The sequence below is a fragment of the Streptomyces sp. AB3(2024) genome (genome assembly GCF_041862025.1).
GTDB lineage: Bacteria > Actinomycetota > Actinomycetes > Streptomycetales > Streptomycetaceae > Streptomyces.
Map to the genome: position 1 here is coordinate 1 of NZ_JBGWAB010000039.1, position 26949 is coordinate 26949.

The 26949-nt window shown below is 72.2% G+C and carries 25 protein-coding genes; 9 read left to right on the forward strand and 16 right to left on the reverse strand.

All coding sequences use genetic code 11. The annotated features are described in order from the left end of the window. From ACEPPI_RS17550 to ACEPPI_RS17565, 4 genes are all read left to right on the forward strand, one after another. A partial coding sequence (locus tag ACEPPI_RS17550) for a transposase (RefSeq protein WP_373916159.1) occupies positions 1 to 1159 on the forward strand: 1159 nt, incomplete at its 5' end. A gap of 301 nt (positions 1160 to 1460) precedes the next feature. Further along, the gene (pknB, locus tag ACEPPI_RS17555) at positions 1461 to 3365 is read left to right on the forward strand and encodes a Stk1 family PASTA domain-containing Ser/Thr kinase (protein WP_373916160.1); all 1905 of its coding nucleotides are present in this window, start codon (positions 1461 to 1463) and stop codon (positions 3363 to 3365) included. Between the two features lie 6 nt (positions 3366 to 3371). After that, positions 3372 to 4232, forward strand: coding sequence for a deoxyribonuclease IV (locus ACEPPI_RS17560; RefSeq protein ID WP_373916161.1), 861 nt, complete (start codon positions 3372 to 3374; stop codon positions 4230 to 4232). Positions 4233 to 4324: 92 nt separating this feature from the next. Next, a complete protein-coding gene (locus ACEPPI_RS17565) occupies positions 4325 to 4867 on the forward strand; it encodes a DUF4396 domain-containing protein (RefSeq protein ID WP_373916162.1) in 543 nt (180 codons plus the stop codon). Here ACEPPI_RS17565 and ACEPPI_RS17570 read toward each other — a convergent pair. Further along, positions 4864 to 5496 carry a sulfite oxidase-like oxidoreductase gene (locus ACEPPI_RS17570; RefSeq protein ID WP_373916163.1) on the reverse strand — a complete coding sequence of 211 codons (633 nt, stop codon included), beginning with the start codon at positions 5494 to 5496 and terminating at the stop codon, positions 4864 to 4866. The two genes, ACEPPI_RS17565 and ACEPPI_RS17570, sit on opposite strands and share 4 nt — an antisense overlap. 173 nt (positions 5497 to 5669) lie before the next feature. Here ACEPPI_RS17570 and bfr point away from each other — a divergent pair, with 173 nt between their 5' ends. Further along, positions 5670 to 6149 carry a bacterioferritin gene (bfr, locus tag ACEPPI_RS17575; protein WP_266838605.1) on the forward strand — a complete coding sequence of 160 codons (480 nt, stop codon included), beginning with the start codon at positions 5670 to 5672 and terminating at the stop codon, positions 6147 to 6149. Here the strand turns inward: bfr and ACEPPI_RS17580 are convergent. After that, positions 6146 to 6427, reverse strand: coding sequence for a bacterioferritin-associated ferredoxin (locus ACEPPI_RS17580; RefSeq protein WP_373916164.1), 282 nt, complete (start codon positions 6425 to 6427; stop codon positions 6146 to 6148). The genes bfr and ACEPPI_RS17580 overlap by 4 nt on opposite strands. Before the next feature lie 156 nt (positions 6428 to 6583). Beyond that, on the reverse strand, positions 6584 to 7948 hold the full coding sequence (locus tag ACEPPI_RS17585) for a class II 3-deoxy-7-phosphoheptulonate synthase (RefSeq protein WP_373916165.1): 1365 nt from the start codon (positions 7946 to 7948) through the stop codon (positions 6584 to 6586). 352 nt (positions 7949 to 8300) lie between these two features. On the opposite strand from ACEPPI_RS17585, the gene ACEPPI_RS17590 reads away from it, so the two are divergent. Continuing rightward, positions 8301 to 10229 (forward strand): anthranilate synthase family protein, encoded by a 1929-nt coding sequence (locus tag ACEPPI_RS17590; RefSeq protein ID WP_373916166.1) that lies wholly within the window; start codon positions 8301 to 8303, stop codon positions 10227 to 10229. A gap of 58 nt (positions 10230 to 10287) precedes the next feature. Here ACEPPI_RS17590 and ACEPPI_RS17595 read toward each other — a convergent pair whose 3' ends face one another. The 5 genes from ACEPPI_RS17595 to ACEPPI_RS17615 form a co-directional block, all read right to left on the reverse strand. Next, positions 10288 to 11283 carry a 2-hydroxyacid dehydrogenase gene (locus ACEPPI_RS17595; RefSeq protein ID WP_373916199.1) on the reverse strand — a complete coding sequence of 332 codons (996 nt, stop codon included), beginning with the start codon at positions 11281 to 11283 and terminating at the stop codon, positions 10288 to 10290. 90 nt (positions 11284 to 11373) lie between these two features. Continuing rightward, a complete protein-coding gene (locus tag ACEPPI_RS17600; protein ID WP_373916200.1) occupies positions 11374 to 12402 on the reverse strand; it encodes a 6-phosphofructokinase in 1029 nt (342 codons plus the stop codon). Between the two features lie 144 nt (positions 12403 to 12546). Further along, complete coding sequence (locus ACEPPI_RS17605; RefSeq protein ID WP_356216129.1) at positions 12547 to 13197, reverse strand: response regulator transcription factor; 651 nt, start codon at positions 13195 to 13197, stop codon at positions 12547 to 12549. 32 nt (positions 13198 to 13229) lie between these two features. Continuing rightward, positions 13230 to 14441 carry a MacS family sensor histidine kinase gene (gene macS, locus ACEPPI_RS17610; protein ID WP_373916167.1) on the reverse strand — a complete coding sequence of 404 codons (1212 nt, stop codon included), beginning with the start codon at positions 14439 to 14441 and terminating at the stop codon, positions 13230 to 13232. 41 nt (positions 14442 to 14482) lie between these two features. Further along, complete coding sequence (locus ACEPPI_RS17615) at positions 14483 to 15223, reverse strand: lysophospholipid acyltransferase family protein (RefSeq protein ID WP_373916201.1); 741 nt, start codon at positions 15221 to 15223, stop codon at positions 14483 to 14485. A 167-nt stretch (positions 15224 to 15390) separates the two neighbouring features. Here ACEPPI_RS17615 and ACEPPI_RS17620 point away from each other — a divergent pair, with 167 nt between their 5' ends. Together ACEPPI_RS17620 and ACEPPI_RS17625 are read left to right on the forward strand one after the other, a co-directional pair. Next, on the forward strand, positions 15391 to 16170 hold the full coding sequence (locus ACEPPI_RS17620) for an alpha/beta hydrolase (protein ID WP_373916202.1): 780 nt from the start codon (positions 15391 to 15393) through the stop codon (positions 16168 to 16170). Then, positions 16109 to 16759 carry a hypothetical protein gene (locus tag ACEPPI_RS17625; protein WP_373916168.1) on the forward strand — a complete coding sequence of 217 codons (651 nt, stop codon included), beginning with the start codon at positions 16109 to 16111 and terminating at the stop codon, positions 16757 to 16759. Before ACEPPI_RS17620 ends, ACEPPI_RS17625 begins: the two co-directional genes overlap by 62 nt. Positions 16760 to 17039: 280 nt before the next feature. Here the strand turns inward: ACEPPI_RS17625 and ACEPPI_RS17630 are convergent, their stop codons facing one another. The 6 genes from ACEPPI_RS17630 to ACEPPI_RS17655 all read right to left on the reverse strand — a co-directional run bounded on the left by ACEPPI_RS17630 (position 17040) and on the right by ACEPPI_RS17655 (position 21978). Next, on the reverse strand, positions 17040 to 17783 hold the full coding sequence (locus ACEPPI_RS17630; protein WP_373916169.1) for an endonuclease/exonuclease/phosphatase family protein: 744 nt from the start codon (positions 17781 to 17783) through the stop codon (positions 17040 to 17042). Positions 17784 to 17848: 65 nt separating this feature from the next. Beyond that, entirely contained in the window at positions 17849 to 18790 is a 942-nt protein-coding gene (locus tag ACEPPI_RS17635) for an ROK family glucokinase (protein ID WP_373916170.1), read from the reverse strand. A 61-nt stretch (positions 18791 to 18851) separates the two neighbouring features. Further along, positions 18852 to 19340 carry a DUF5304 domain-containing protein gene (locus ACEPPI_RS17640; RefSeq protein ID WP_373916171.1) on the reverse strand — a complete coding sequence of 163 codons (489 nt, stop codon included), beginning with the start codon at positions 19338 to 19340 and terminating at the stop codon, positions 18852 to 18854. A 73-nt stretch (positions 19341 to 19413) separates the two neighbouring features. Continuing rightward, positions 19414 to 20574 carry an ArsA family ATPase gene (locus tag ACEPPI_RS17645; RefSeq protein ID WP_373916172.1) on the reverse strand — a complete coding sequence of 387 codons (1161 nt, stop codon included), beginning with the start codon at positions 20572 to 20574 and terminating at the stop codon, positions 19414 to 19416. A 77-nt stretch (positions 20575 to 20651) separates the two neighbouring features. Continuing rightward, positions 20652 to 21095 carry an SRPBCC family protein gene (locus tag ACEPPI_RS17650; protein WP_373916173.1) on the reverse strand — a complete coding sequence of 148 codons (444 nt, stop codon included), beginning with the start codon at positions 21093 to 21095 and terminating at the stop codon, positions 20652 to 20654. A gap of 100 nt (positions 21096 to 21195) precedes the next feature. Next, complete coding sequence (locus ACEPPI_RS17655; RefSeq protein ID WP_373916174.1) at positions 21196 to 21978, reverse strand: metallophosphoesterase; 783 nt, start codon at positions 21976 to 21978, stop codon at positions 21196 to 21198. 264 nt (positions 21979 to 22242) lie between these two features. Between ACEPPI_RS17655 and ACEPPI_RS17660 the strand changes: the two genes are divergently transcribed. Beyond that, entirely contained in the window at positions 22243 to 24039 is a 1797-nt protein-coding gene (locus tag ACEPPI_RS17660) for a long-chain fatty acid--CoA ligase (protein WP_373916175.1), read from the forward strand. 37 nt (positions 24040 to 24076) lie between these two features. Here ACEPPI_RS17660 and ACEPPI_RS17665 read toward each other — a convergent pair whose 3' ends face one another. Together ACEPPI_RS17665 and ACEPPI_RS17670 are read right to left on the reverse strand one after the other, a co-directional pair. After that, on the reverse strand, positions 24077 to 25690 hold the full coding sequence (locus tag ACEPPI_RS17665; protein WP_373916176.1) for a GMC oxidoreductase: 1614 nt from the start codon (positions 25688 to 25690) through the stop codon (positions 24077 to 24079). A 115-nt stretch (positions 25691 to 25805) separates the two neighbouring features. Next, positions 25806 to 26948, reverse strand: coding sequence for a glycosyltransferase family 4 protein (locus ACEPPI_RS17670; protein ID WP_373916177.1), 1143 nt, complete (start codon positions 26946 to 26948; stop codon positions 25806 to 25808). Position 26949: the final 1 nt, after the last annotated feature.

A 26949-nucleotide genomic window follows, 5' to 3' on the forward strand; every position in this document is an offset into this window, starting at 1 on the left:
CCCCACGCTGCGGATCGTTGCCCTGGTGGCCACCGGCACCCGCGGCCTGATCGGCGCGACGGTCGGCTCGGCCGAGGACGGCGACGAGGTCACCTTCGCCCGCGGCCTGCTGCCTCACCTCACACCCGGCATGCTCCTGCTGATCGACCGCGCCTACGACACGAACACGTTCCTGCGCGAGGTCTCCTGCACCGGCGCCCGGTTTATCGCCCGTGCCAAGAACACGCGAAACCCGCAGGTCATTGCGCACCTGCCCGACGGTTCCTGCCTCTGCCGCGTGGGCGGCCTGACGGTGCGCGTCATCGACGCCGAACTGACGGTGACCGGCACGGACGGCACCCGCGTGGCCGACCGCTACCGGCTGATCACCACACTCCTGGACCACCGCCACGACCCCGCTGGGGCCCTGGTCCGCCTCTACCACGAACGCTGGGAGATCGAGACGGCCTTCCTGGCCCTGCGCCACACCCTCCTGGGCGGACGTGTCCTGCGCTCCGGTGACCGGCCCGGACTCGAACAAGAAGTCTGGGCCCTGCTCCTGCTCCACCAGCTCCTGCGCATGGCCATGGTCGACGCCGTCGAGTCGCGTCCCGGCACCGACCCCGACCGGGCCTGCTTCACCACCGCCCTGGAAACAGCACGCGATCAGCTCACCCTGGCCACCCACATCCTGCCCGCAGATGGAACCGACCTGCTGGGCGCCATCGGCCAAGCCGTCCTGGCCACCCTGCTGCCCGCCCGACGCCCCCGCTACAGCGCCCGCAAGGTCAAATCACCCACCTCCCGCTACCTCAACCGAGGCGACGGCCGCCCCCGAAAGAGCACCACGATCGACACGATCGCCGTCACGCTCCGCACACCACCACCCCTGACATCACCCACCCGCCACCAGCGCCGACGCGCTGCCAGACCACCCGCCCGTCCCCGGGCCCCGCAGCCACCCACCCGCAGACAACGCGTCATCGCGATCATGAACACGAACCCCCACCATGCCTGGGACGGCAGAGAACTCGCAGAACTGCTCGGACTCAAGCCCAAGAACCTGCTCACCCAGCTATCCGAGTGGGCCAGGCTCGGCTTCCTCCACCGGACAGGAACCGCGGCCTACTCCCTCACCCCTCCACCAGCAACCCGCTCGACAACCCCCAACACCGCTTAACTACGCGGCATTGCATCGCGCAGCGACGCGACGAAGGAGCGCCCTTGACGGGCCGGCACGAACCGGAAGGACGATGGGACTGACGGGAAACCCCCAAACCCTCCCTGAGACCGCCCGGGGGGACACCCCTCCCCGCCGCCCCGGCCCGCAGGCCAGGGGGCGGGTGGGCAGCCGCCGCCCGGGCCCGGGGGGTCGAGGGGGAGAGGGCCGGCCCGCGCCCGGAGCGGCCCCCATGTCACGGCTGCGCTGCAAGCGTGGACACGCCGGACGGCTCAAACGGACCGCCTCGTAGAATCGCCGGGTGGATACGACCCTGGAAGACCCTCTCGTCGGGCGCGTGCTCGACGGCCGCTACCGCATCGACGCCCGCATCGCGGCCGGCGGCATGGCCACGGTCTACCGGGCCGTCGACACCCGCCTGGACCGTGTGCTCGCGCTGAAGGTGATGCATCCGGCGCTCGCCGCCGACGGCGCCTTCGTCGAGCGCTTCATCCGCGAGGCGAAGTCCGTGGCCCGCCTCGCCCACCCCAACGTGGTCGCCGTGTTCGACCAGGGCACGGACGGCCCGTACACGTACCTCGCCATGGAGTACGTGTCCGGCTGCACCCTGCGCGACGTGCTGCGCGAGCGCGGCGCGCTCCAGCCGCGGGCCGCCCTCGACATCTTCGAGCCGGTCCTCGCCGCCCTCGGCACCGCACACCGGGCCGGTTTCGTCCACCGGGACATGAAGCCCGAGAACGTCCTGATCGGCGACGACGGCCGCGTCAAGGTCGCCGACTTCGGTCTGGTCCGCTCCGTGGACGCCGCGACGAACACCACCGGCTCGATCCTCGGCACCGTCTCCTACCTGGCGCCCGAGCAGATCGAGAACGGCGTCACCGACACCCGGGTGGACGTCTACGCCTGCGGCGTCGTCCTGTACGAGATGCTCACCGGCTCCAAGCCCCACACCGGCGGCACCCCCGCCCAGGTGCTCTACCAGCACCTCCACGAGGACGTCCCGCCCCCGTCGGCCGCCGTTCCCGGACTGCCCGCCGCCCTCGACGCCCTGGTCGCGGACGCCACCGCCCGCGCCCCCGAGCTGCGTCCCACCGACGCGGCGGCCCTGCTCGGGCTGACCCGGGAGGCGCGGGAGCAGCTCAGTGACTCCGAGCTGGACGCCGTACCTCCGCAGGCCCTGGACGGGGAGCGGGCGGCCGCCGAGGACCGCACCAGCGTGATCCCGCGCCCGGTGGAGGCCCCGCAGCCGGTGCACCACACCTCCCGGCTGGAGCGCCCGCAGCCGCCCGCGGCCCACACGGCTCCCGCGCCGGGCCGCCCGCGCCGCGGGATGCTCCTGGTCGTCGCCGGGGTCCTGCTCGCCCTCGGGCTGGGCGCCGGCGTCTGGTACATCAACTCCGGCCAGTTCACCAAGGTCCCCAACCTCCTGGGCAAGACGGAGGCGCAGGCCCGCTCCCAGCTGTCGGCCGCCGGACTCGGCGTGAAGCGGGTGGACCGGAAGTTCAGCGACGCCTTCGACCGCGGTACGGTCATGAACAGCACTCCCGAGGGCGGCAAGCAGATCCGCGGCAACGGGGCGGTCGTCCTCACCGTGTCCCGCGGCCCCGAGCTGGTCGGCATCCCCGACCTGAAGGGCCGGCCGCTGGAGGAGGCCAAGGCCGAGCTGACGAGGACGGGCCTGGCGCCCGGCATCGTCACCCAGGCCTTCAGCCAGGACGTCGCCCAGGGCTCGGTGATCGAGACCAACCCGCTGGGCGGCAACAAGCGGGCGCCCGACACCGCGATCGCGCTCGTCGTCAGCAAGGGCCGCCCGATCCCGGTCCCGGCCGTCACCGGCAAGCCCCTCGACCAGGCACGGGCCGCGCTGGAGGCCGTCGGGCTGACGGCGCAGGCGGCGCCCGAGCAGGTCAACTCCGCTTCCCCGGCCGGCACGGTCGTGGGCCAGTCGGTCGCCGCGGGCGCCTCGGCGGCGGGCGGTGACACCGTCACGCTGACCGTGTCCAAGGGCCCCCGGCAGGTCCTGGTGCCGGACGTGACCAACCAGGACGTGGACCCGGCCCGCAAGACCCTGGAGGCCCTGGGCTTCAAGGTGAAGGTGGACCGGCCGTTCCTCTCCTTCAGCAACACCGTGGAGACCCAGTCGGTGCCCGGCGGCCAGGGCGCCCCCGAGGGCAGCACGATCACCCTCAAGACCAAGGGACTGTGACGGACCATGACGCGCAACCCCGTGGGCGGGCACGTCCCCGTCGCCGGCGGCCTCGCCTCGGTCGGCCTCCCGTACGCCCGTGAGATGGGCGCCGAGGCCCTCCAGGTCTTCGTCGCCAATCCGCGCGGCTGGGCCACGCCGACCGGCAACCCGGCGCAGGACGAGCTGTTCCGGGCGCAGTGCGCCGAGGAGTCCCTCCCGGTGTACGTCCATGCCCCGTACCTGATCAACTTCGGCTCGCACAACGGGGCCACGGTGGAGAAGTCGGTGGAGTCGCTGCGCCACTCGCTGCGCCGGGGCCGGGAGATCGGCGCGCTCGGCGTGGTCGTGCACACCGGCTCGGCGACCGGGGGCCGCCCGCGCGAGGCGGCGTACGCGCAGGTCAGGGAGTACATGCTGCCGCTGCTGGACGAGCTGACGCACGAGGACGACCCGTTCCTGCTGCTGGAGTCCACCGCCGGTCAGGGCTTCTCGCTCTGCTCCCGGACCTGGGACTTCGGGCCCTACTTCGAGGCGCTCGACCACCACCCCCGCCTCGGCATCTGCCTGGACACCTGCCACATCTTCGCGGCGGGCCACGACCTGGCCGAGCCGGGCGGCACCAAGCAGACGCTGGACCTGCTGGTGGACACGGTGGGGCCGGGCCGGCTGAAGCTGATCCACGCCAACGACTCCAAGGAGGGCGTCGGCGCCCACAAGGACCGGCACGCCAACATCGGCCAGGGTCACATCGGCCGGGAGGCCTTCGCGGAGCTGTGCTCGCACCCCGAGACGGAGGGTGTGCCGCTGATCATCGAGACGCCCGGCGGCAAGGAGGGGCACGCCGCCGACGTGGCCCTGCTGAAGGAGCTGCGCGGCGTCCACTGAGTGGAAGATCCCTTGAGGGAATACCCCAGGGGGGTATACGGTTCCGTCCATCGACAGAACCGCCACCCGGCTGTTCCCACCAGGGGGTCGTCATGGATCAGGCACACGCCCACCACGAAGACGAACACGGGCACCACGGACACCACGGACACGGCCATCCGGAGCCCGAGGAGCACGGCCACCACGGCCACGGGACCGTCGGCTGGGACATGGCCGCCCGCGCCACCCTGCACTGCCTCACCGGGTGCGCCATCGGCGAGGTGCTCGGCATGATCATCGGAACCGCCCTGGGCTGGGGGAACGTTCCGACGATGATCCTCGCGATCGTCCTCGCGTTCTTCTTCGGCTACGCGCTCACCCTGCGCGGCGTCCTCGCCGCCGGAGTGGACCTCCGTTCGGCCGTCCGGGTGGCGCTGGCCGCGGACACCCTTTCGATCGCCGTCATGGAGCTGATCGACAACGGGGTCATCGCCCTGTGGCCCGGCGCCATGGACGCACAGCTCTCGGACGCCCTGTTCTGGGCGGCGCTCGCGCTCTCCCTCGCGCTGGCCTTCGTCGTGACCACCCCGGTCAACAAGTGGATGATCGGCCGCGGCAAGGGCCACGCGGTCGTCCACCGGTACCACGAGGGTTAGAGCTCGGGGCCGTCGCCCGGCTCCTCCTGGTACGAGAAGCGCTGCTCGCGCCAGGGGTCGCCGATGTTGTGGTAGCCCCGCTCCTCCCAGAAGCCCCGGCGGTCCGCGGTCATGTACTCGATGCCGCGGACCCACTTGGGGCCCTTCCAGGCGTAGAGGTGCGGGACCACGAGCCGCAGCGGGAAACCGTGCTCGGCCGTCAGCAGTTCGCCGCCCATGTGGGTGGCGAAGACGGTCCGGTCGGAGGAGAAATCGGCCAGTCTCAGGTTGGAGCTGAAGCCGTACTCGGCCCACACCATCACGTGCGTGACCTGCGGCGCCGGCGGGGCCAGCGCCAGCACGGTGCGCGCCATGACACCGCCCCATTCGGCGCCCGGCATGCTGAACTTGGTGACGCAGTGCAGGTCGGCGACGACCGAGTCGAACGGCAGGGCCGCGAAGTCCTCGTGGTTCCAGCAGTGCTTCTCACCGTCGGCCGTGGCGCCGAAGACGCGGAACTCCCAGCGCTCCGGCTTGAACTTGGGCACGGGACCGTAGTGGGTGACCGGCCAGCCCCTCTGCAACCGCTGCCCCGGGGGGAGCTCGAACTGCTCTGCTCCCGGAGATTCCCGGCTTTCCGGCTGACCCATGTCTCCATGGTGACAGACGCGGCGGGGTGGTCACGACCAGGTCCGGCCCTATCCGGGCAAGTCGCAGCAACTCCCACTAAGGAGGCACTTACTGGACGCTCCCGGGTGGCGGTGCAAAGATGCGCGCACCTGCCCCGTCACGTAGCTGACATTGCCTGGAAGGAGCCTCTGCGATGCAGGGCGACCCCGAGGTCCTTGAGTTTCTCAACGAGCAGCTGACCGGTGAGCTCACGGCCATCAACCAGTACTGGCTGCACTACCGCATCCAGGACAACAAGGGCTGGACGAAGCTCGCCCACTACACGCGCGCCGAATCCATCGACGAGATGAAGCACGCGGACAAGATCACCGAGCGCATCCTGATGCTCGACGGTCTGCCGAACTACCAGCGCCTCTTCCACGTGCGCGTCGGCCAGACCCTCACGGAGATGTTCCAGGCCGACCGGCAGGTCGAGGTCGAGGCCATCGACCGCCTCAAGCGGGGCATCGAGGTCATGCGCGGAAAGGGCGACGTCACGTCCGCCCGGCTCTTCGAGGAGATCCTGGAGGACGAGGAGCACCACATCGACTACCTCGACACCCAGCTGGAGCTCATCGAGAGCATCGGCGAGCCGCTCTACATCGCGCAGCTGATCGAGCAGCCGGAGAGCTAGGCCGCTTCGGCGAGCGCGGGCTCCGGCGCGGAGCCGGCCGCGATCGCGGGAACGAGCCGCGAGTCGGCCGCCAGGACCGCCGCCCCGTCGCCCTTCTCCAGCAGCTCCCGGCGCGGGCAGGCCCCGCGGCCGAGGAGGCCCTGGATGGTGCGCACGCAGGAGCCGCAGTCGGTGCCGGCCTTGGTGGCCGAGGCGATCTGGCGGGGGGTGCAGGCCCCGGCAGCCGCGTGCTCCTTGACCTGCTTGTCGGTGATCCCGAAGCAAGAGCAGACGTACACGCGGTTCACCTCCCTGGTGCGGAACGGTTCTGCGGGCCATCCCCATTCGGTGAGGCTTACCTAACCGTACCCAAACTGAGGGTCCCCTAAAAGACCCGGATACGACGATGGGGCGCGGATCACATCGATCCGCGCCCCATCGTCGTAGGAAGCTACTTACTGATCGCGGTACATCTCGGCGACCAGGAACGCCAGGTCCAGGGACTGGCTGCGGTTGAGGCGCGGGTCGCAGGCCGTCTCGTAGCGCTGGTGCAGGTCGTCGACGAAGATCTCGTCGCCGCCGCCCACGCACTCGGTGACGTCGTCACCGGTGAGCTCGACGTGGATGCCGCCCGGGTGGGTGCCCAGGGCCTTGTGGACCTCGAAGAAGCCCTTGACCTCGTCGAGCACGTCGTCGAAGCGTCGCGTCTTGTGGCCGGAGGCCGCCTCGAAGGTGTTCCCGTGCATCGGGTCGGTGACCCAGGCGACGGTCGCACCGGACGCGGTGACCTTCTCGACCAGCTCCGGGAGCTTCTCGCGGACCTTGTCGGCGCCCATGCGGACGACGAAGGTCAGCCGGCCCGGCTCGCGCTCGGGGTCCAGGCGGTCGATGTAGGTGAGCGCCTCGTCCACCGTGGTGGTGGGGCCGAGCTTGATGCCGAGCGGGTTGGCGATCTGCGAGCAGAACTCGATGTGCGCGTGGTCCAGCTGGCGGGTGCGCTCACCGACCCAGACCATGTGGCCGGAGGTGTCGTACAGCTTGCCGGTGCGCGAGTCCGTACGGGTCAGCGCGCCCTCGTAGTCGAGGAGCAGCGCCTCGTGGGAGGCGTAGAACTCCACCGCCTTGAACTCGGCCGGGTCGGTGCCACAGGCCTTCATGAAGTTCAGCGCGTTGTCGATCTCCCGCGCGAGCTGCTCGTAGCGCTGCCCGGAGGGGGAGGACTTCACGAAGTCCTGGTTCCAGGCGTGCACCTGGCGCAGGTCGGCGTAACCACCGGTGGTGAAGGCGCGCACCAGGTTCAGCGTCGAGGCCGAGGCGTGGTACATGCGCTTCAGCCGCTCGGGGTCCGGGATCCGGGCCTCTTCGGTGAAGGCGAAGCCGTTGACGGAGTCGCCGCGGTAGGTCGGCAGGGTGACGCCGTCGCGGGTCTCGGTGTCCTTGGAGCGCGGCTTGGAGTACTGGCCGGCGATGCGGCCGACCTTGACGACGGGCACGGAGGCCGCGTACGTCAGGACGGCGCTCATCTGGAGCAGCGTCTTCAGCTTGGCGCGGATGTGGTCGGCGGACACGGCGTCGAAGGCCTCGGCGCAGTCGCCGCCCTGGAGCAGGAACGCCTCGCCCTTGGCGACGGCTCCCAGACGGGCGCGCAGCTGATCGCACTCACCCGCGAATACGAGGGGAGGATACGACTCGAGGTCCGCGACGACAGCGCGCAGTGCCTCGGCATCGGGGTACGAAGGCTGCTGCGCCGCGGGAAGGTCTCGCCAGGTCGCCTGATGGGCGGGGGCTTGGGTTTCAGCGTTCACGGTCACCTCGCACACATTACGGCGTCACACGTCCCGTCCGGCCCGGCGCCCACCTGGTGAGACGGTGTCGCTCGAAGGTGCGGACGGCGAAAATGAACGGAATCCGTGGTTCACATGTCGGTATAGAACGGATGCAGCGGGATCCCGTCCGCTTGGGCTAGGGTGCCTCGCATGTACGCACACTCCGACCAGAACTGGTGGTGGCCCGCTCCCGGCGGCCCACCCCTCGTGCGTACCCACTGACACGAGCGACGCGAAAGGCCGCCCCGAGGGGCGGCCTTTCGCGTTTGCGCGACCGGGCCGTCCCTCCCGCCGACAAGCCACCGGATCCGCAGCTCCGCGGATCCACCGGAAGGACGCCCACACCATGCCCCAGTCCCAGGATTCACCGTTCCGGGTCCCCCGCTCCCAGGATGGCCCCTTCGACCCGAGTCGGCTCCTCGACGAGTCCTGCCCGCCGTTCGCCCTGCTCCGCCGGCGCACCCCGGGCCGTGACCACGACACCGTCGAGGTGCTGATCGGGCCGGTGCACGAGGCCGCGCGCCTGGCCGACCTGCCGGTCCGGGACCTGCCCACCCTCGCCCTCGTGCCCTTCCGGCAGATCCGCGAGCGCGGCTTCGACGTGCGCGACGACGGCACCCCGCTGAGCGTGCTGACCGCCGAGGAGGCCTACGAGATCCCCCTCGCGGCGGCGCTGGCGGTGCTGCCCGGCCACGACGTACGGGTCGAGGACGGCGGCTTCGACGTCACCGACGAGGACTACGCGGCCACCGTCGAGCGCGTGATCCGCGACGAGATCGGGCGCGGCGAGGGCGCGAACTTCGTGATCCGGCGGACCTACGGGGGCCGGATCGACGGTTTCGGCCGGGCCGACGCGCTCGCCCTGTTCCGGCGGCTGCTGGAGGGCGAGCGGGGCGCGTACTGGACGTACGTCGTGCACACCGGGGAGCGGACCCTCGTCGGGGCGAGCCCGGAGGTCCACGTCCGGATGTCCGGCCGCACGGTGGTGATGAACCCGATCAGCGGCACCTACCGCTATCCCGCCGGGGGTCCGACCGCCGAGTCGCTCCTCGCCTTCCTCGGGGACCGCAAGGAGACCGAGGAGCTGTCGATGGTGGTCGACGAGGAGCTCAAGATGATGTGCACGGTCGGCGACATGGGCGGGGCCGTCGTCGGACCGCGGCTGAAGGAGATGTCCCACCTCGCGCACACCGAGTACGAGCTGCGCGGACGCTCCTCGCTGGACGTCCGGGAGGTGCTGCGGGAGACCATGTTCGCGGCGACCGTGACGGGCTCGCCCGTACAGAACGCCTGCCGCGTGATCGAGCGCTACGAGAGCGGCGGCCGCGGCTACTACGCGGGCGCGCTGGCCCTCCTCGGCCTGGACGCCTCCGGCGGCCAGACCCTGGACTCCCCCATCCTGATCCGCACCGCCGACATCGCCCCGGACGGGACCCTGCGGGTGCCGGTCGGCGCCACCCTGGTGCGCCACTCCGACCCGCGCGGCGAGGTGGCGGAGACCCACGCCAAGGCAGCCGGGGTGCTGGCGGCCCTCGGGGTGCGGGAGGCGGCGCCCCGCCCGGCCTTCGAGGGGACCCGGCTGGCCGACGACCCCCGGGTCCAGGCCGCGCTGGCGGCCCGGCGGGCCGATCTCGCGCCGTTCTGGCTCCGGATGCAGGAGCAGCCCGCGTCGCTGACCGGCCACGCGCTGGTGGTCGACGGGGAGGACACCTTCACCGCGATGCTGGCCCACGTGCTGCGGGTCACCGGGCTGGAGGTGACCGTACGCCGCTACGACGACCCCGGCCTGCGGGCCGCGGCCCTGGCCTGGGAGGGGCCGATCGTCCTCGGCCCGGGTCCGGGCAACCCGGCGGAGTCCGGCGACCCGAAGATGCGGATGCTGCGCGCGCTGGCCGGGGAGCTGCTGGCCTCGCACCGGGGCGGGATCCTGGGCGTCTGCCTGGGCCACGAGCTGCTGGCCGCCGAACTGGGACTGCCGCTGGTCCGCAAGGCGGAGCCCGCGCAGGGGGCGCAGACGCGGATCGGCCTCTTCGGGGCCGAGGAGGTGGTGGGCTTCTACAACACCTACACCGCGCACTGCTCCGACGAGCTGGCCGTGCGCCTGGCCGGCGAGGGGGTCGAGGTCGCCCGGGATCCGGAGACCGGCGAGGTGCACGCCCTGCGGTCGGCCGCGGGCGGGGTCGCGGGCGTGCAGTTCCACCCGGAGTCGGTGCTCACCCTGCGGGGCGCGGACCTGGTCCGGGACCTGCTGACGGGGGTCATGACCCCGGCCTGACCCGGCCCCGCCGGCCCGGTCGGGCCGCACGGTCAGGCCGCACGGTCAGGCCGCACGGTCAAGGGGACGGCACCAGCGTGTTCTCGGAGCTGCGGCCGCCCAGGTAGTCGGCGACGTTGCGGACGGTGGTGTCGATGATCTGCCCGACGGCGTCGGCCGTGTAGTAGGCCTGGTGGCTGGTCACCACGACGTGCGGGAAGGTGACCAGCCGGGCCAGGGTGTCGTCCTCGACGGCTTCGAGGGACTTGTCGAGGAAGAACACCCCGGCCTCCGCCTCGTACACGTCGAGGCCGACCCCGGCGAAGCGGCCCGCCCTCAGCTCGTCGACCAGGGCGGCGGCGTCGATCAGGCCTCCCCGGCTGGAGTTCACGAGGATCGCGTCGTCGCGCATGGCCTTCAGGGCGGCCGCGTCGATCAGGTGGTGCGTGGACTCCAGCAGGGGCACGTGCAGGCTGATCAGGTCGGACCGGGCGAGGAGCTCCTCCTTGTCCACGTACGTCATGCCCAGCTCCAGGCAGGCCGGGTTCCGGGCGACGTCCCAGCCGAGGAGGGTCATCCCGAAGCCGTGGGCGATCCGGGCGAAGACCTCGCCGATCTTGCCGGTGCCGAGGATCCCCGCCGTGCGGCCGTGGAAGTCGCGGCCCATCAGCCCGTTCAGCCGGAAGTCGAAGTCGCGGGTGCGGATGGCCGCCCGCACGACCTTGCGGTTGACGGCCGTCGCCAGGGTCCAGGCGAACTCGGCCACGGAGTGGGGGGAGTAGTACGAGACGCGGCCGACGGTCATGCCGAGCCGGCGGGCCACGTCCAGGTCGATGTTGTTGAAGCCGGTCGACCGCTGGGCGATCATCTTCGTCCCGCCGGCGGACAGCGCGTTCAGGACCCTGTGGCCGAGGTCCGCGTTCACGCTGGAGGAGACGATCTCGTAGCCGACGGCGATGGGCACCGTGTCCTCGCTCAGCGGGACGTCGAGACAGCGGACCTCGTGCTGTCCGGCGAAGGCCCGCTCCAGGAGCGGTTTCTCGTCGGCGGTCACTCCGAAGGCCAGGATCTCCACGCGTGCTCCCGTACGTCGAACCAGTCGGACCATGGGCCGTTCGTCACGATACGACCCGTGGTCCGGCGGCGCCCGAAGGCTCGGCAGCCCTCAGCCGAAGAAGACCCCGACCTCCTCGTACAGCGCGGGGTCGACCGTCTTGAGCTTCGCGGTGGCCTCCGCGATCGGCACGCGGACGATGTCCGTCCCCTTCAGCGCGACCATCTTGCCGAAGTCCCCGTCGCGCACCGCGTCGATCGCGTGCAGCCCGAAGCGGGTGGCCAGCCAGCGGTCGAAGGCGCTCGGGGTGCCGCCGCGCTGGATGTGCCCGAGGACCGTCGTACGGGCCTCCTTGCCGGTGCGCGCCTCGATCTCCTTGGCCAGCCATTCGCCGACGCCCGAGAGCCGGACGTGCCCGAAGGAGTCCGTGGTGGCGTCCTTGAGGACCATCTCCCCGTCGGTGGGCATCGCGCCCTCCGCGACCACCACGATCGGCGCGTAGCTCGCCTTGAAGCGGGAGGTCACCCAGGCGCAGACCTGGTCCACGTCGAAGCGCTGCTCGGGGATGAGGATGACGTTGGCACCGCCCGCCAGACCCGAGTGCAGGGCGATCCAGCCCGCGTGCCGGCCCATCACCTCGACGACGAGGACCCGCATGTGGGACTCGGCGGTGGTGTGCAGCCGGTCGATGGCCTCGGTCGCGATGCCGACGGCCGTGTCGAAGCCGAAGGTGTAGTCGGTGGCCGAGAGGTCGTTGTCGATGGTCTTGGGCACGCCCACGCAGGGGATGCCGTGCTCCGCGTGCAGCCGGGCGGCCACTCCCAGGGTGTCCTCGCCGCCGATCGCGACGAGCGCGTCGACCTCGAACTTGGCGAGGTTCTCCTTGATGGCCCGTACGCCGTTCTCCCTCGTGAACGGGTTGGTGCGCGAGGAGCCGAGGATGGTGCCGCCGCGGGGCAGGATCCCGCGGACGGCGGGGATGCCGAGCGGGACGGTGTCCCCGTCGACCGGTCCCCGCCAGCCGTCCTTGAAGCCGACGAACCCGTATCCGTACTCCTGCGTGCCCTTGCGGACGACCGCCCTGATCACCGCGTTGAGCCCGGGGCAGTCGCCGCCGCCCGTGAGCACTCCGACCTTCATGGAATCTCCCTTCGCCATGACGGTCACGCTAGTGGTGACGCAGGTCACAGCAAGGGCTCTGGGGAGGTCAATTCCGGTGAACATGCGAGGCGTTGCGTACGCGTGTTCACTCGTACGGGAAGTAAGTACGACCGGTGTCACCCGTTATGCGTCGGCGTCGTCCAGCCCGCGCTCGATCGCGTACCGGACGAGCTCCACCCGATTGTGCAGCTGGAGCTTGCCCAGGGTGTTCTGCACGTGGTTCTGCACCGTGCGGTGGGAGATCACCAGCCGCTCCGCGATCTGCTTGTACGAGAGCCCCTTGGCCACCAGCCGCAGCACCTCGGTCTCCCGGTCGGTCAGCTGCGGGGCCTTGGGTTCGTCGGCGGCGGCGGGCGCCGGGACGGTGGCCAGGCGCCGGTACTCGCCGAGGACCAGGCCGGCCAGGCCGGGGGTGAACACCGGGTCGCCGGCCGCGGTGCGGCGCACCGCGTCGATCAGCTCCTGCGCCCCGGCGGACTTCAGCAGGTAGCCGGTGGCCCCGGACTTGACCGCCTCCAGCACGTCCGCGTGCTCCCCGCTGGCCGACAGGACGAGCACGCGCAGCGCGGGATCGGCGCCGACGAGCTCCTTGCAGACCTGCACGCCCGGCATGCCCGGCAGGTTGAGGTCGAGGACCAGCACCCCCGGGCCGGCGGCACGGGCCCGGCGCACGGCCTCCGGTCCGTCCCCGGCGGTGGCCACGACGTCGAACCCGGCGGCGGCCAGGTCGCGGGCGACCGCGTCCCGCCACATCGGATGGTCGTCGACGACCATCACCTTGATCTCGTGGAGGTCGTTCGTCTCGGTCACTGGGTTGTCCCCCTCGGTACTTTCAGTTCCACTTCGGTGCCCTGTCCGGGGACGGACACCAGCTCGGCGCTGCCGCCGAGGTCGCGCAGCCGTCCGCGGATGGACAGGGCCACGCCCATCCGTCCCTCCCCGGCCGCCTGGTCGAGCCGGCCGGCCGGGATGCCCGGACCGTCGTCCCGTACGGTCACGATCACCTCGTCCCCCCAGTCCTCGACCAGGATCCACGCGCGGGCGCCCTCCCCGGCGTGCTTGCGGACGTTGTCCAGGGCCGCCCCGACCGCCGCGGCCAGCTCCCGCGCGGCGGGCACCGGCAGCGGCACGGGGGCGCCCGGCTCGGCGAAGCTCACCCGGGAGCCTGCGTGCGGGGCGAGCAGGGAGCGCAGGTCCAGCTCACCCTCGTCGGAGCCGGGCTCCTCCACCTCGTAGGCGTCCACCAGCGCGCCCAGCGACCCGTCGCGCGAGACCCGCGAGGGGTGCACCAGCCCGCTGGAGACCAGGGTGCGCAGCGCCACCTCCTGCTCGCCCGCCATCCGGCCGAGCTCCGCGGCCTCGCCGCCCAGCTCGGTGCCGCGCCGCTGGACCATGGCGAGGACCTGGAGGACCCCGTCGTGAATGTCGCGGGCGAGGCGTTCGCGCTCGCGGGTGGCGGCCTCGATCTCCAGGGCCCGGGCGAGGGTCGCCTCGCTGGCGCGGGCGACCTCGATGACGTAGCCGAGGGCTATGGAGGCCACCCAGACCAGCAGGACGTTGTGCAGGGTGTCCCGGGTGGGGTCGCCGCCGTGGATGACGATGTTGGCGACGGCCACGAAGGTCGAGGCGACTCCGGCCCAGCGCCAGCCGCCCTTGAGGGCGAAGGCGAGGACCGAACCGGCCGTCCAGATGCTGGGGAGGGTCGGGCCGCCCGACGCGATCCGGGCGTGGGTGTCGGCGAGCGGGGTGAGCAGGACGCCCACGAGGGCGACGGTGAGGTCGGCGACGAGGAACCGGCGGGTGCAGGACGCGGCGCCGGCCACCTTGCGCCGGGTGGCCACGGTCCAGACGGCGAGGACGGCGAGGTAGCCGGCCGCCGTCCAGGGCTGGTCGAACTTCCGGTACGCGGAGGCGAACAGCAGCACCGCGTAGACCATGGTGAGCAGCCGGTAGGCCGTCAGGGCCTGCCACAGCGGCTGCTCGACCGACATGCGCACGACGCGCTCGCGCTTCGCCATCTCCCCCACCCCCGTGCGGGCGGCACCGCCGCCCGCCCGTCCTACTGCCCGGCCCCGTCGCCCTTCTCGGCCTTCTCGCCCTTGTCCGCCTTCTCGCCCTTGGCGGCCTTCTCCGCGTCGGCGATCTGGCGCTTCGCGGCGGTGGCGTAGATGTCCACGTACTCCTGGCCGGAAAGCTTCATGATCTCGTACATGACCTCGTCGGTCACCGAGCGCAGGATGAAGCGGTCCCCGTCCATCCCCTGGTAGCGGCTGAAGTCCAGCGGCTTGCCGATCCGGATGCCCGGACGCATCAGCTTCGGGACGACCTTGCCGGGCGGCTGGATCTTCTCGGTGTCGATCATCGCGACCGGGATCACGGGGGCGCCGGTGGCGAGCGCCACCCGGGCCAGGCCGCCGGGCTTGCCCCGGTAGAGGCGGCCGTCGGGTGAACGGGTCCCCTCGGGGTAGATACCGAACAGCTCCCCGCGTTCGATGACCTCGATGCCGCTCTTGATGGCGGCCTCGCCCGCACCGCGCGCGCCGGAGCGGTCCACCGGGAGCTGGCCGACGCCCTTGAAGAAGGCCGCCGTCAGCTTGCCCTTGACCCCGGGGGAGGTGAAGTACTCCGCCTTTGCGATGAAGGTCACCTTCCGGTCCAGCACGGCGGGGAGGAAGAAGGAGTCGGAGAAGGACAGGTGGTTGCTCGCGAGGATCGCCGGCCCCTCCGCGGGAATGTTTTCGAGGCCCTCCACCCACGGCCTGAAGGCGAGCTTCAGGGACCCGCCGATGGAGAACTTCATTGCGCCGTAGATCAACTCGAAAGCCTTCCTGTGTCTGTCGAACAGACCTTAACCCCTGGCTCCGCCGGGAGCGGCCCGACGACCCTGGTCGGTACCACCCCGGTCGCGTACGGTGAAGTCACACAGAGCAACGCACCCGCCAACCCCTCATGACCAAGGAGACCCTGGTGCCCGTCCTCCCTGGAGCCGAGCCGTTCCGCCACGAGGGCGGAGAGGTCGGCGTCCTCCTCTGCCACGGTTTCACCGGCTCCCCCCAGTCCCTGCGCCCCTGGGCCGACCACCTGGCCGCGCGCGGGCTGACGGTCTCCCTGCCGCTGCTGCCGGGACACGGCACGCGCTGGCAGGACATGCAGCTCACCGGCTGGCAGGACTGGTACGCCGAGGTCGACCGCGCGCTGCGGGAGCTGCTGGACCGGTGCGAGCAGGTCTTCGTCTTCGGGCTGTCCATGGGCGGGGCGCTGACCCTGCGGCTGGCCGCCAAGCACGGGGACTCGATCAGCGGGATCGTCCTCGTCAACCCGGCGAACAAGGTCCACGACCCGCTCGCCGTCGCCCTTCCGGTGGTCAAGCACTTCGTCCGGTCGACGCCGGGCATCGCGAGCGACATCGCGAAGCCGGGCTCGGAGGAGGTCGGCTACGACCGGGTCCCGACCCGGGCCGCCGACTCCCTGCGCAAGCTCTTCCGGCTGGTGGACGCCGACCTGCCGCAGGTGACGCAGCCGGTGCTGCTGCTGCACAGCCCGCAGGACCACGTCGTGCCGCCGGTGGACTCGGCGCGGATCCTGTCGCGGATCTCCTCGACGGACGTCACCGAGACCCTGCTGGAACAGAGCTACCACGTCGCGACGTTGGACTTCGACGCGGAGCGGATCTTCGCGGACAGCTATGCGTTCGTCGGGCGGCTCGCGGAGAGCGTCGGCAGGGAGGGGGCGGCCAGCGGTGGCTGAGCACGAGGAGTCCTCGGGGGGTGTCCCCCCGCTGGACGAGGAAGCGGCGTGGGCCGCGATCGTCGCCGGGTACGGGCAGGAGCCACCGGACCCGCCGGGGTCGAGGCCGTTCCGGCCGATCGAGAACCTGATGCTGCCGGAGGAGGACGTCAAGGCGGTGCCTCCGGTGGCGGAGCGGGATCCGAAGGCGCCGCCGAAGCCCGAACCGAAGCCCGAACCGGAGTCGGGATCGGAGCCTCCGGCGCTCGGCAGCTCGGTCACCTTCGCCCCGGGCGTGGGGACGGGCTCCCCCGCCGCCGCGCCGGGGCCGCGGGACCACACGCCGGCGGAGCCGAAGGACGACGAGGGCCACTTCGTCCCTCCGGAGCCGGAGCTGCCGCCCGCGGACACGACGGCCAAGTTCGCGTGGCTCGCGGTGGTGGGCGGGCCGGTGCTGCTGCTCCTCGCGGTGCTGCTGCAGTGGGACATGACCTGGTGGCTGACCACCCTGGGCATCGGCGGCTTCCTGGGCGGCTTCGCCACCCTGGTGGCCCGGATGTCGCAGGACGACGACGAGGACGACGACCCGGGCCGCGGCGCGGTGGTGTGACCTTCCGCCACGGCGGGGGCCGGGTTCCGCTGCGCGGGGCCGTCCCCTCCCCATCCCCCCGACTCCGTCCGGGGGGACCCCCAGTCCACCGTTCCCGCCTCAATCGCCGGCGCGGCTCACCACACGGCGCTCCGCTCCCGCGCCTCAAACGCCGGCGAGGCTGAAAAATCCAGCCCCGCCGGGGGGTACCTCCCAGCGGTAGCTGGGGGAGTTTGAGGCGCGGGGTCTGGGGCGGAGCCCCAGGAGCCCCGGCGCAGCCCGGTCCCGTCGGTGGGCGGGGTTACGGGGTCGCCGGGAGGCGGAGGGTGGCCAGGACCGGGAGGTGGTCCGTTGCCGTGTGGAGGTCGCGGGAGGTGACCCCCGAAAGCCCCGCAGGGACACCGCACGCCAGCACCTCCACCCCCGCCGAGGCGAAGACGGCGTCGATGCGCCGGTCCGGCGCCACCGCCGGGAAGGTGTCGCCGCCGCCCCAGGGCGCGACCGTCCAGCAGTCGCGCAGGGTTTCCGTGAGGCGCCCGAAGGCCGGCCCCCCGGGGGCTTCGTTCACGTCGGCGGCCACGATCGCGTGCGGTGCCCCCAGTGCGGCGGCCCGTTCGGCCAGCATCCCCGCCTGCGCGGACCGTTCCGCGCGGTCCAGGGACAGGTGCGCGCTGACGGCGCCGACCCTCGCCGCCCCGAAGCGGACCACGGCGGTCGCGAAGCCCCGCCGGTGCAGTCCGGGGGTCAGGGGCAGCAGGACGTCCTCGGTCCGCTCCACGAAGGCCCGTAGCGAGCACATCAGCAGCGGACCGGCGGCCGTCGCCCCGCCGCCCAGCACCACGAGGTCGGTCTTGGCGGCCAGCCGGGCGGCGTGCTTGCGCCACCGGAAGAACCGCGGGGCTTCCTGGACGAAGACCAGGTCGGGCGCGCAGGCCCGGATGACCCGGGCCAGCGCCTCCTCGTCGTCGCGCAGGGAGCGGATGTTGTAGCTGAGTGCCCGGATCACGGCAGAACCGTCGGGCTCCGTAACAGACTTCGGCAACATGCCCGGCAACTTACGCAGTTGCCCGCCGCTCCCCCAAGGGCGCGACGGGCGGTCATGCGAAAGGATCAGCCCTGGCGGGCCAGGTCCGCGGCGCCGACGAGCCCGGCCTCGCCGCCGAGCTGCGCGGCCAGTACCTGCGCGTGCGGGCGCCAGGCGCCGCCGACCAGCCAGCGCTTGAAGGACTTGCGGATCGGGTCGAGGACGAGGTCGCCCTCGTCGGAGACCCCACCGCCGACGATGAACGCCGACGGGTCGAAGAGGGAGGCCAGGTCGGCGAGGCCCGCGCCGGCCCAGCGGGCGAGCTCGCGGAAGGCGTCGACGGCCACCAGGTCGCCCTGGCGGGCCGCCTGGCTGATGTGCTTGCCCTCGATGCCCTCGGCGGTGCCGTCGCCGAGGGCGAGCAGGATCGCCGCGTTCTCGGGGGTGGCGTTGGCGCGCTGCCTGGCGTAGCGGACGAGGGCGCGTCCGGAGGCGTACTGCTCCCAGCAGCCCTGGCTGCCGCAGCCGCACAGCAGGCCGTCGGGGACGACCCGGATGTGCCCGAACTCGGCGGCGACGCCGAAGCGTCCGCGGCGCAGCTTGTTCCCGATGATGATGCCGCCGCCCAGACCGGTGCCGAGCGTGATGCAGATGACGTCCTCGTGGCCCTGGCCGGCGCCGAAGCGGTACTCGCCCCAGGCCGCGCAGTTCGCGTCGTTCTCGACGACGACCGGCAGGCCGATGCGCTGCTCGACCTTGTCCTTCAGCGGCTCGTGGCGCCAGTTGATGTTCGGCGCGAAGAGCACGGTGGCGCGCTTGTCGTCCACGTATCCGGCGGCGCCGATGCCGACGGCGTCGATGGTGTGGTTGCTGCTGACCTCGGACACGGCGGCGCAGATCGCGTCCGTCACTCCGTCCGCCGTCGGCGGGGTGGGCACCTTGTACGTCTCAAGGATGGTGCCCTCTTCGTCGACCACGCCGGCCGCGATCTTCGTGCCGCCGATGTCGACGCCGATGGTGAGTCCCATTAGTCCCTCGGTTTCCGGTCAAACCCCGCCACGGCCAACCGTACACGGGGCCGGCGGAGGATCAGTCGAGATCGATCCGCTCGGCCGGGCCTGAATCGGGGCCCTCGTCCTCGCCCCGGCCGTCCCCTCCGGCGGGCCCTCCGGCGGGCCCGCGGGGGGCGGGCGGCCGGTCGTGGGTCCAGCGGCGCTCGTGGCTCTCGACCGCCGAGCGGTAGGCGGCGAGCAGCTCGGATCCGGCCGCGGCGAGGTGGCCGAAGACCTCGGGGTTGCGCTCGACGACGGGCTTGGCCGCGGTCTTCGCCTGGTTGACGAACTGGCGCACGGCGCCCTGTGCGGCGGCGCCGAGGAGCGGGTTGTCCAGGGAGGAGACCTTGTCGGCGACGGCCTCGAACAGCTTGAACAGCTCCTCGGCGGCCGTCCCGGTGCCGCTGCCCCGCCCGGCTCCCGCGCCCTCCCGCTCCGCGCGACGGCGCTCCTGCTCGGCGGCGAGGTCCTCGGCACAGGCCTGCGCCCAGGCGTCGTCTGTGGGGCGGTCGGTGGCCTCGCTCATGGCGGACTCTCCTGCGGCGGCGGAACGTGCGGTACTGGCTACTTCCGACGGTACCCGAACGGTGGTACGGGTCTCAGCGCGCGCGCGGCCACAGCTGCGGGTCGGGGGTGAAGCGGACGCGCAGGACGCCGTCGTCGAGGGCTGCGCCGGAGACGGTGCAGCGGCGCAGGGCCGAGGGCAGCGGAACGATCCTGCGGTACGGGCCCACGGCGAGCAGCAGCTCGTCCCCGCGCCGGACGAGGTCCAGCTCGTCCTTGCGGGCGCGGGGCAGCGGGACCGCCCAGACGAGGATCCCGTCCTCGGCGAGCCGGTCCTCGACGCTCCAGCCCGCCCCGTCGCCGGGGGCGGGGGCCGGGACCGGGGCCGGGGCCATGCCGTCGGCGGAGGCGAGGGGGGCCAGGTCGTCGGGGGCCCACGGGTCCCGGCCCAGGTGCGCCGCCGCGACGACGGGCACCACCGGTTCCCAGTCGTCCAGGAAGGACCGCTGCGCCGCCGCGATCCCCGCCACCCAGCGATCGGCGGAGTCCCGCGGCACGAGCCGGTTGGCGACGAGGTCGTGGACGCGCAGCTCGTGCAGGGCGAGGCCGAGCATCCCGGTGCGCAGGGCGGCGTCGGCGGCGGGTCCGGGTTCGGCGACGAGCCGGACGGCGGTGGTGCGGGCCTCCACGACGGCCTGGACGGCGGCCAGCTCCTCGTCCCAGCGGGCGGCGGCCTCGTAGAGCCACTGCGCGGGCTGCGGCACCCCGGCGAGCTGGGCCAGTACGGGGCGCAGCGCGCGGGCCGCCTGCCGTTCGGCGGGGAGCAGCCGGGCGAGGTAGCGGCGCAGCTGGGCGGGGAGGGCGAGGGTGGTCAGCGCCTGGTGCAGCGGGGGCATGTCCACGACGACGAGGTCGGTGTCGGGGGCGGAGGCCGCCCGGCGCAGGGCTCTGAGCAGGGAGAACTGTTCGGCGCCGGGCAGTTCGGTGATCTCCTCGGCACCGAGCGGGCGCCCGCCGAGCATGCCGATGAAGGCGGCGCCGCGGTCCTGGAGGGCGGCGAGCTCGGTCCGGAACTCGGCTCCGGAGTCGATCCGGGCGAGGCGGAGCCCCTCGGGGGCGGGGGCCCCGCGGAGGGGGTCCTCGGCGGACAGCAGCGACACCCGCCGCCCGCCGCGCACCGCGGCGAGCGCGGTGGCAGCGGCGACGGTGGTCCGCCCGGCCCCACCGGGCCCGGTGATCAACAGGGTCTGCGGCATGTGGTGCGGGGCCTTCCTCGTTCTTGACGCGTCCAGGTCCGGACGCGCCGTGCGCGACGCGTCCGGGGCGGGGCCCGTCAGGAGGAGGTGGCCTCGACGCGCTTCTTCAGGCCGGCCAGCGCCCGGTCGATGATGACCTTCTCGGCCTTGCGCTTGATCATGCCCAGCATCGGGATCTTGACGTCCACGGTCAGCTGGTACGTGACCTCCGTGCGCCCGCCCTCCAGCGGCGCCAGCCGGTAGGAGCCGTCCAGCTGCCGCAGCATCTGGGACTTGTCCAGGGTCCAGCTGACCTCGTCCGCGCCCTTCCAGCTGTAGGCGAGGGTGTGGTCGTCCTTGATCGCGCCCGCGTCCAGCAGCAGCCGGACCTTCGCGGCGCGGCCCTCGGCGTCGGTGGCGAGCACCTCGGCCTCCTTCACCTCGCCGGTCCACTCGGGGTAACGGGCGAAGTCGGCGATCACGGCCATGACGTCGGCCGGTGCGGCCTCGATCGTGATGCTAGAGCTGGTGTGTTCCGCCATCGCGGTCGCTCCTCCGGGGAGTGTTCGACAAGTGTGCGGGCGGCCCCCGGCCGCCGCGTGAAGGCTACCGCGCGTGCGGGTCCCGCCACTCCAGCGCCTCTCACCACTCCAGGGCCCACGGCCGCCCGGTGGCCGCGAAGTGGCCGACATTGACGCACTCGGTGCCGCCGATCCGGGCCCGTCGTGCCAGTGGCTGGTGGACGTGCCCGAACAGCGCGTACCGCGGCCGGGTCTTCCTGATGGCCGCCAACAGGGCCTCGCTGCCCCGCTCGAAACGCCGCGCGACGGTGTCGTAGCAGAGCTCGGGAACCTCCGGCGGGATGTGCGAGCACAGCACGTCCACCTCGCCGAGGGCCTCCACCTTGGCGGCGTAGTCGTCCTCGTCGATCTCGTAGGGCGTGCGCATCGGCGTGGGCAGGCCGCCGCCGACGAAGCCGAAGACGCGGCCGCCGATCTCCACGCGCTGCCCGTCGAGCACGGTGGTACCGGGTCCGGCGTACTCGGGCCACAGACCCGGCATGTCGACATTGCCGTAGGTGGCGTACGTGGGACTGGGGAAGGCGGCGAACATCCGCGCGTACTGGCGGCGTACCGCTTCCTCGATCAGCCGCTCCCTGTCCAGCCCGTCCCACAGGCTCCGGCCGAATTCCCTCGCCTCCGCGAACCGCTTGGCGGTGCGCAGGGCGACGATCCGGTGCGCGTTCTCGACGCCGAACAGGTCGGGGAAGATGCCGCGCGAGTGGTCGGCGTAGTCGAGGAACAGCACCAGGTCACCGAGGCAGATGAGCGCGTCGGCGCCGTCGCCGGCCCGGGCCAGGGCCTCGGTGTTGCCGTGGACGTCGCTGACGACGTGGACCCGCGTACGACTCTTCGTGCCACCCATGCCGCCACCCTAGGGGTGGCGGGCCCGGCCCGGTAGAGGGTGCCCCGCAGGCGGCCGGACCTGCGGTTACTTCCGAGTCTCGAACGGCGTCGACTACTGTCGGCAGGGTGGTTCCGGGCCCGGCGATGTCTGGGCAATGTATGGCGATGTACAGAATGTGACGCACGGAACATCTGGCCGGTTCCCTCTATCCGGAACCCACTACCGGTGGGTAACGTCCGGTCGGTCCACACGGTGGCGATGGCGCCCAGAGGAGCAGCAGTCTTGCGCGAGTTCAGCCTTCCGGCCCTGTACGAGGTCCCTTCGGACGGGAACCTGACGGATCTCATCCGCCGCAACGCCGCCCAGCATCCCGACACCGCCGTCATGAGCCGCAAGGCCGACGGCCGGTGGCAGGACGTCACCGCGACGGAGTTCCTCGCCGAGGTGCGGGCCACCGCCAAGGGCCTGATCGCCGCGGGCGTCGAGCCCGGCGACCGGGTCGCCCTCATCTCCCGCACCCGTTACGAGTGGGTGCTCTTCGACTTCGCGATCTGGAGCGCGGGCGCCGTCACCGTCCCGGTGTACGAGACCAGCTCCGCCGAGCAGATCCAGTGGATCCTGGGCGACTCCGGTGCCGTCGCCGTGATCACGGAGAGCCCGGCGCACAGCGCGAACGTGGCCGCCCTGCGCGACCGGCTGCCGGAGCTGCGCGAGGTCTGGGAGATCGACCAGGACGCCCTGACCACGCTGAAGACCGCCGGCGCCGGGGTCACCGACGCCGAGGTGGACGCGCGCAGCGCCCTCGCGAACGCCGACGACCCGGCCACCATCGTCTACACCTCGGGCACCACCGGCCGCCCCAAGGGCTGCGTGCTGACCCACCGCAACTTCTTCGCCGAGTGCGGCAACGTGGTGGAGCGCCTGAGCCCGCTCTTCCGCACCGGCGAGTGCTCCGTGCTGCTCTTCCTGCCGGCCGCGCACGTCTTCGGGCGCCTGGTGGAGGTGGCGGCCGTGCTGGCGCCGATCCGGCTGGGCTGCGTACCGGACATCAAGAACCTCACCGACGAGCTCCAGTCCTTCCGGCCCACCCTGATCCTCGGTGTGCCGCGCGTCTTCGAGAAGGTCTACAACTCGGCTCGCGCCAAGGCCCAGGCCGACGGCAAGGGCAAGATCTTCGACGCCGCCGCCGAGACGGCGATCGCGTACAGCCGCGCGCTGGACGCGCCCGGCGGCCCGTCCTTCGGGCTCAAGCTCAAGCACAAGATCTTCTCGAAGCTGGTCTACGGAAAGCTGCACACGGTCCTCGGCGGGCGCGGCGAGTACGCGATCTCCGGCGGAGCCCCGCTGGGCGAGCGCCTCGGCCACTTCTTCCGCGGCATCGGCTTCACGGTCCTGGAGGGCTACGGCCTGACCGAGTCCTGCGCGGCCACGGCCTTCAACCCGTGGGACAAGACGAAGATCGGTACGGTCGGCCAGCCGCTGCCCGGCTCCGTGGTGCGCATCGCGGACGACGGCGAGGTGCTGCTGCACGGCGAGCACGTCTTCAAGGAGTACTGGAAGAACGAGACGGCCACCGCCGAGGCGCTGACCGACGGCTGGTTCCACACCGGCGACGTCGGCACCCTCGACGAGGACGGCTACCTCGCGATCACCGGCCGCAAGAAGGAACTCATCGTCACGGCGGGCGGCAAGAACGTCGCCCCCGCGGTGATCGAGGACCGGATCCGCGCGCACGCGCTGGTCGCGGAGTGCATGGTGGTCGGCGACGGGCGGCCGTTCGTGGCCGCGCTGGTCACCATCGACGAGGAGTTCCTGGGCCGCTGGGCCGCGGAGAACGGCAAGCCGGCCGGGGTGACGGCGGCGGAGCTGCGCGAGGACGCGGAGCTGATCGCCGCCGTCCAGAAGGCCGTGGACGACGGCAACGCGGCGGTTTCCAAGGCGGAATCGGTGCGGAAATTCCGCATTCTGCCCTCCCAGTTCACGGAGGAGTCGGGCCACATCACGCCCTCGCTGAAGCTCAAGCGGAACGTGGTGGCGAAGGACTTCGCGGACGAGATCGAGGCCCTGTACCGGGGCTAGGCCGTCCCTTTCGGAGCCCCTGCCGGCCGGAGCGTGGTCAGCGCGGGTCCTCGGCAAGGATCCGCTCCACGTTCCGTTCGGCGAGCGCGGTGATCGTCACGAACGGGTTCACGCCCAGCGAGCCGGGCACCAGCGAGCCGTCGACCACGTACAGGCCGCGGTAGCCCTTGACCCGGCCGTAGGCGTCCGTGGCCTCGCCGAGGACGCAGCCGCCCAGCGGGTGGTACGTGAAGTCGTCGGCGAAGGGCCGGTTGCCGCCGAAGAGGTCGTAGCGGTAGATCGTGACGTTCCTCCGGTTGATGCGGTCGAAGAGGTTGCGGGCGGCGGCGACGGACGGGGTGTTCTGGTCCCGGGTCCACTGGAGCCGCGCCGAGTCGGTGGCGGCGTCGTAGGTGAAGTGGCCGCGCTCCGGGTTCTTGGTGATGGCCAGGTACATCGAGATCCAGTGTTCGATGCCCATCGGGAGCGGGGCGATCTCCGCGAAGACGGGGTTGGCCGCGTTGTCCCAGTCGTCGATGCCCATCGCGGGCATGGTGGCCTGGTTCGCGCCGACCGTGTCCCAGAGGTGGTTGGCCCGGGCGGTCATGACGTTGCCGTTGTGGCCCCAGCCGAGGCCGACCTTCTCGCCGAGGGCGGGCAGGGTGCCCTTCTCGCGGGCGCGCAGCAGGATCTCGGTGGTGCCGAGGCTTCCGGCGCCCAGGAACAGCTGCCCGCAGCCCAGTTCGCGGAGCTGGGTGATCCGTCCGGTGACGTCGCTGGTCAGCACGGTGAGGACGTAGCCGCCGGCCGGGTCGGTCCGTACGCCGACCACCCGCTGCATCGTCTCGATGGTGACGTTGCCGGTGCCGAGGGCGGCGGCCAGGTAGGTCTTGTCGACGCTCTTCTTGCCGTGGTTGTTGCCGTAGATGACCTCGCCGGCGAGGGCGGACTTCGTTGCGGTGCCGGCGGCCTCGCGCTTCATGTACTCGAAGTCGTAGACGTTGGGCACGAAGGTGGTCTTCAGACCGGTGTTCTGGGCGTGCTTGCGGGAGACGCGGGCGAAGCGGTACCACTCCGTGGACTCGAACCAGGCGGGGTCGATGTCGTTGACGCCGAGCATGGCGCGGGCGCGGGGGTAGTAGGTCCCGTACATCTCGTCGGCGTCGACGCCGGGCAGCACCTCGGTGAAGTACGAGCGCTTCGGGGTGGGCGACATCCCGCCGTTGACCAGGGATCCGCCGCCGACGCCCCGGCCGACGTAGACCGACATGTCGCCGTAGTTCACGCGGTCCAGGACGCCGGGGTACGGGCTGATGTCCCGGTTGACGACGTCGAGCCAGAGGAACTGGGCGAGCGGGGCCTCGGTGCGGGTGCGGAACCACATGGAGCGCTGGTCGGGCGCGGAGGTGGAGGGGAAGACCTTGCCGTCGGGTCCGGCGGTGTCCCACAGCCGCCCCATTTCGAGGACGACGGTCCGCACCCCGGCCTGCCCGAGGCGCAGCGCGGCGACGGCGGATCCGTAGCCGGAGCCGACGACGATGGCGGGGGCGTACTGTGCGGCGGCGGGTTCGACGGCGGCCGCGGAGGAGAGCCCGATGCGGGTGAATCCGAGGGCGGCGGCCGTCTGGAGGGCCGCGAGGCCGAATTGACGGCGCGTCAGCTTGGGTGTCATGGGCGCATGATGAGCGGATCCGGCCGAAGCGGCCATAACCCGTGCTGCCACGCATGTGAGTGACAGTCGGACGTGGCCGGACCGCGACGGGCACCGCCGCCGGCCCGCGCGGCGGCTACAGCAGCTCGCGCAGGCGGTCGGCGAGCAGGTCCCAGCGCCACTTCTCCTCGACCCAGGCCCGCCCGCGCTCGCCCATCCTGCGCCGCAGCTCCGGGTCCTGGAGGAGGGCGACGATCCGCTCGGCGGCCTCCTCGGGGTCACCGCCCCGGACCACCCAGCCGGTCTCCCCGTCGAGCACCGCGTCCGGCGCCCCGCCCGAGTCGCCCGCGACCACCGGCAGGCCCGTCGCCGAGGCCTCCAGGTACACGATCCCGAGCCCCTCCACGTCCAGCCCGCCCCGCCGGGTCCGGCAGGGCATCGCGAAGACGTCCCCGGCGCCGTAGTGGGCCGGCAGCTCCGCCCAGGGGACGGCCCCGGTGAAGATCACGGAGTCCGCGACCCCGGTACGCGCGGCCAGCGCGTGCAGGTCCGCCTCGTACGGGCCTCCGCCCACGATCAGCAGCACCGCGTCCGGGACGGCGGCCAGGATCCGCGGCATCGACTCGATCAGCGTGTCCTGCCCCTTGCGCGGGACCAGCCGCGAGACGCACACGACCACCGGCCGGTCGCTCAGTCCGAGGCGGGCCCGGACCCCGTCGCCGCCCGATCCGGGGTGGAAGGTCTTCTCGTCCACGCCCGGCGGGAGCTGGACCATCCGGTCGGCAGCCCGCTGCGTGAGCGCCGAGGCGATGCGCGAACGCGTGTACTCCCCCAGGTAGGTCAGGGTGTCCGTGCCCTCGCCGATCCGCCGCAGCAGCTGCCGCGCGGCCGGGAGCTGCGCCCAGCCCGCCTCGTGCCCGTGGGTGGTGGCCACCAGCCGCCGCGCACCCGCCCGGCGCAGCGCCGGGCCCATCAGGCCCAGCGGGGCCGCCGCCCCGAACCACACCGACTCGCAGCCGTGTTCGCGCAGCAGGGAGACCGCCCGGCGGGACACCCGGGGGGTCGGCAGCAGCATGGTGGTGCGGTCGCGGACCACGGTGAAGGGCTGCTCGGCGTCGAAGGCGGCGGTGGCCTCGCGGCCCTCGGCCCCGTGCTTCCAGGTGGAGGCGTAGACGACGACCCGCTCGGGGTCGAGGCGCAGCGCCATGTTGTGCAGGAAGGCCTGGATGCCGCCCGGGCGCGGCGGGAAGTCGTTGGTCACGATCAGCGTCTTGTGCATC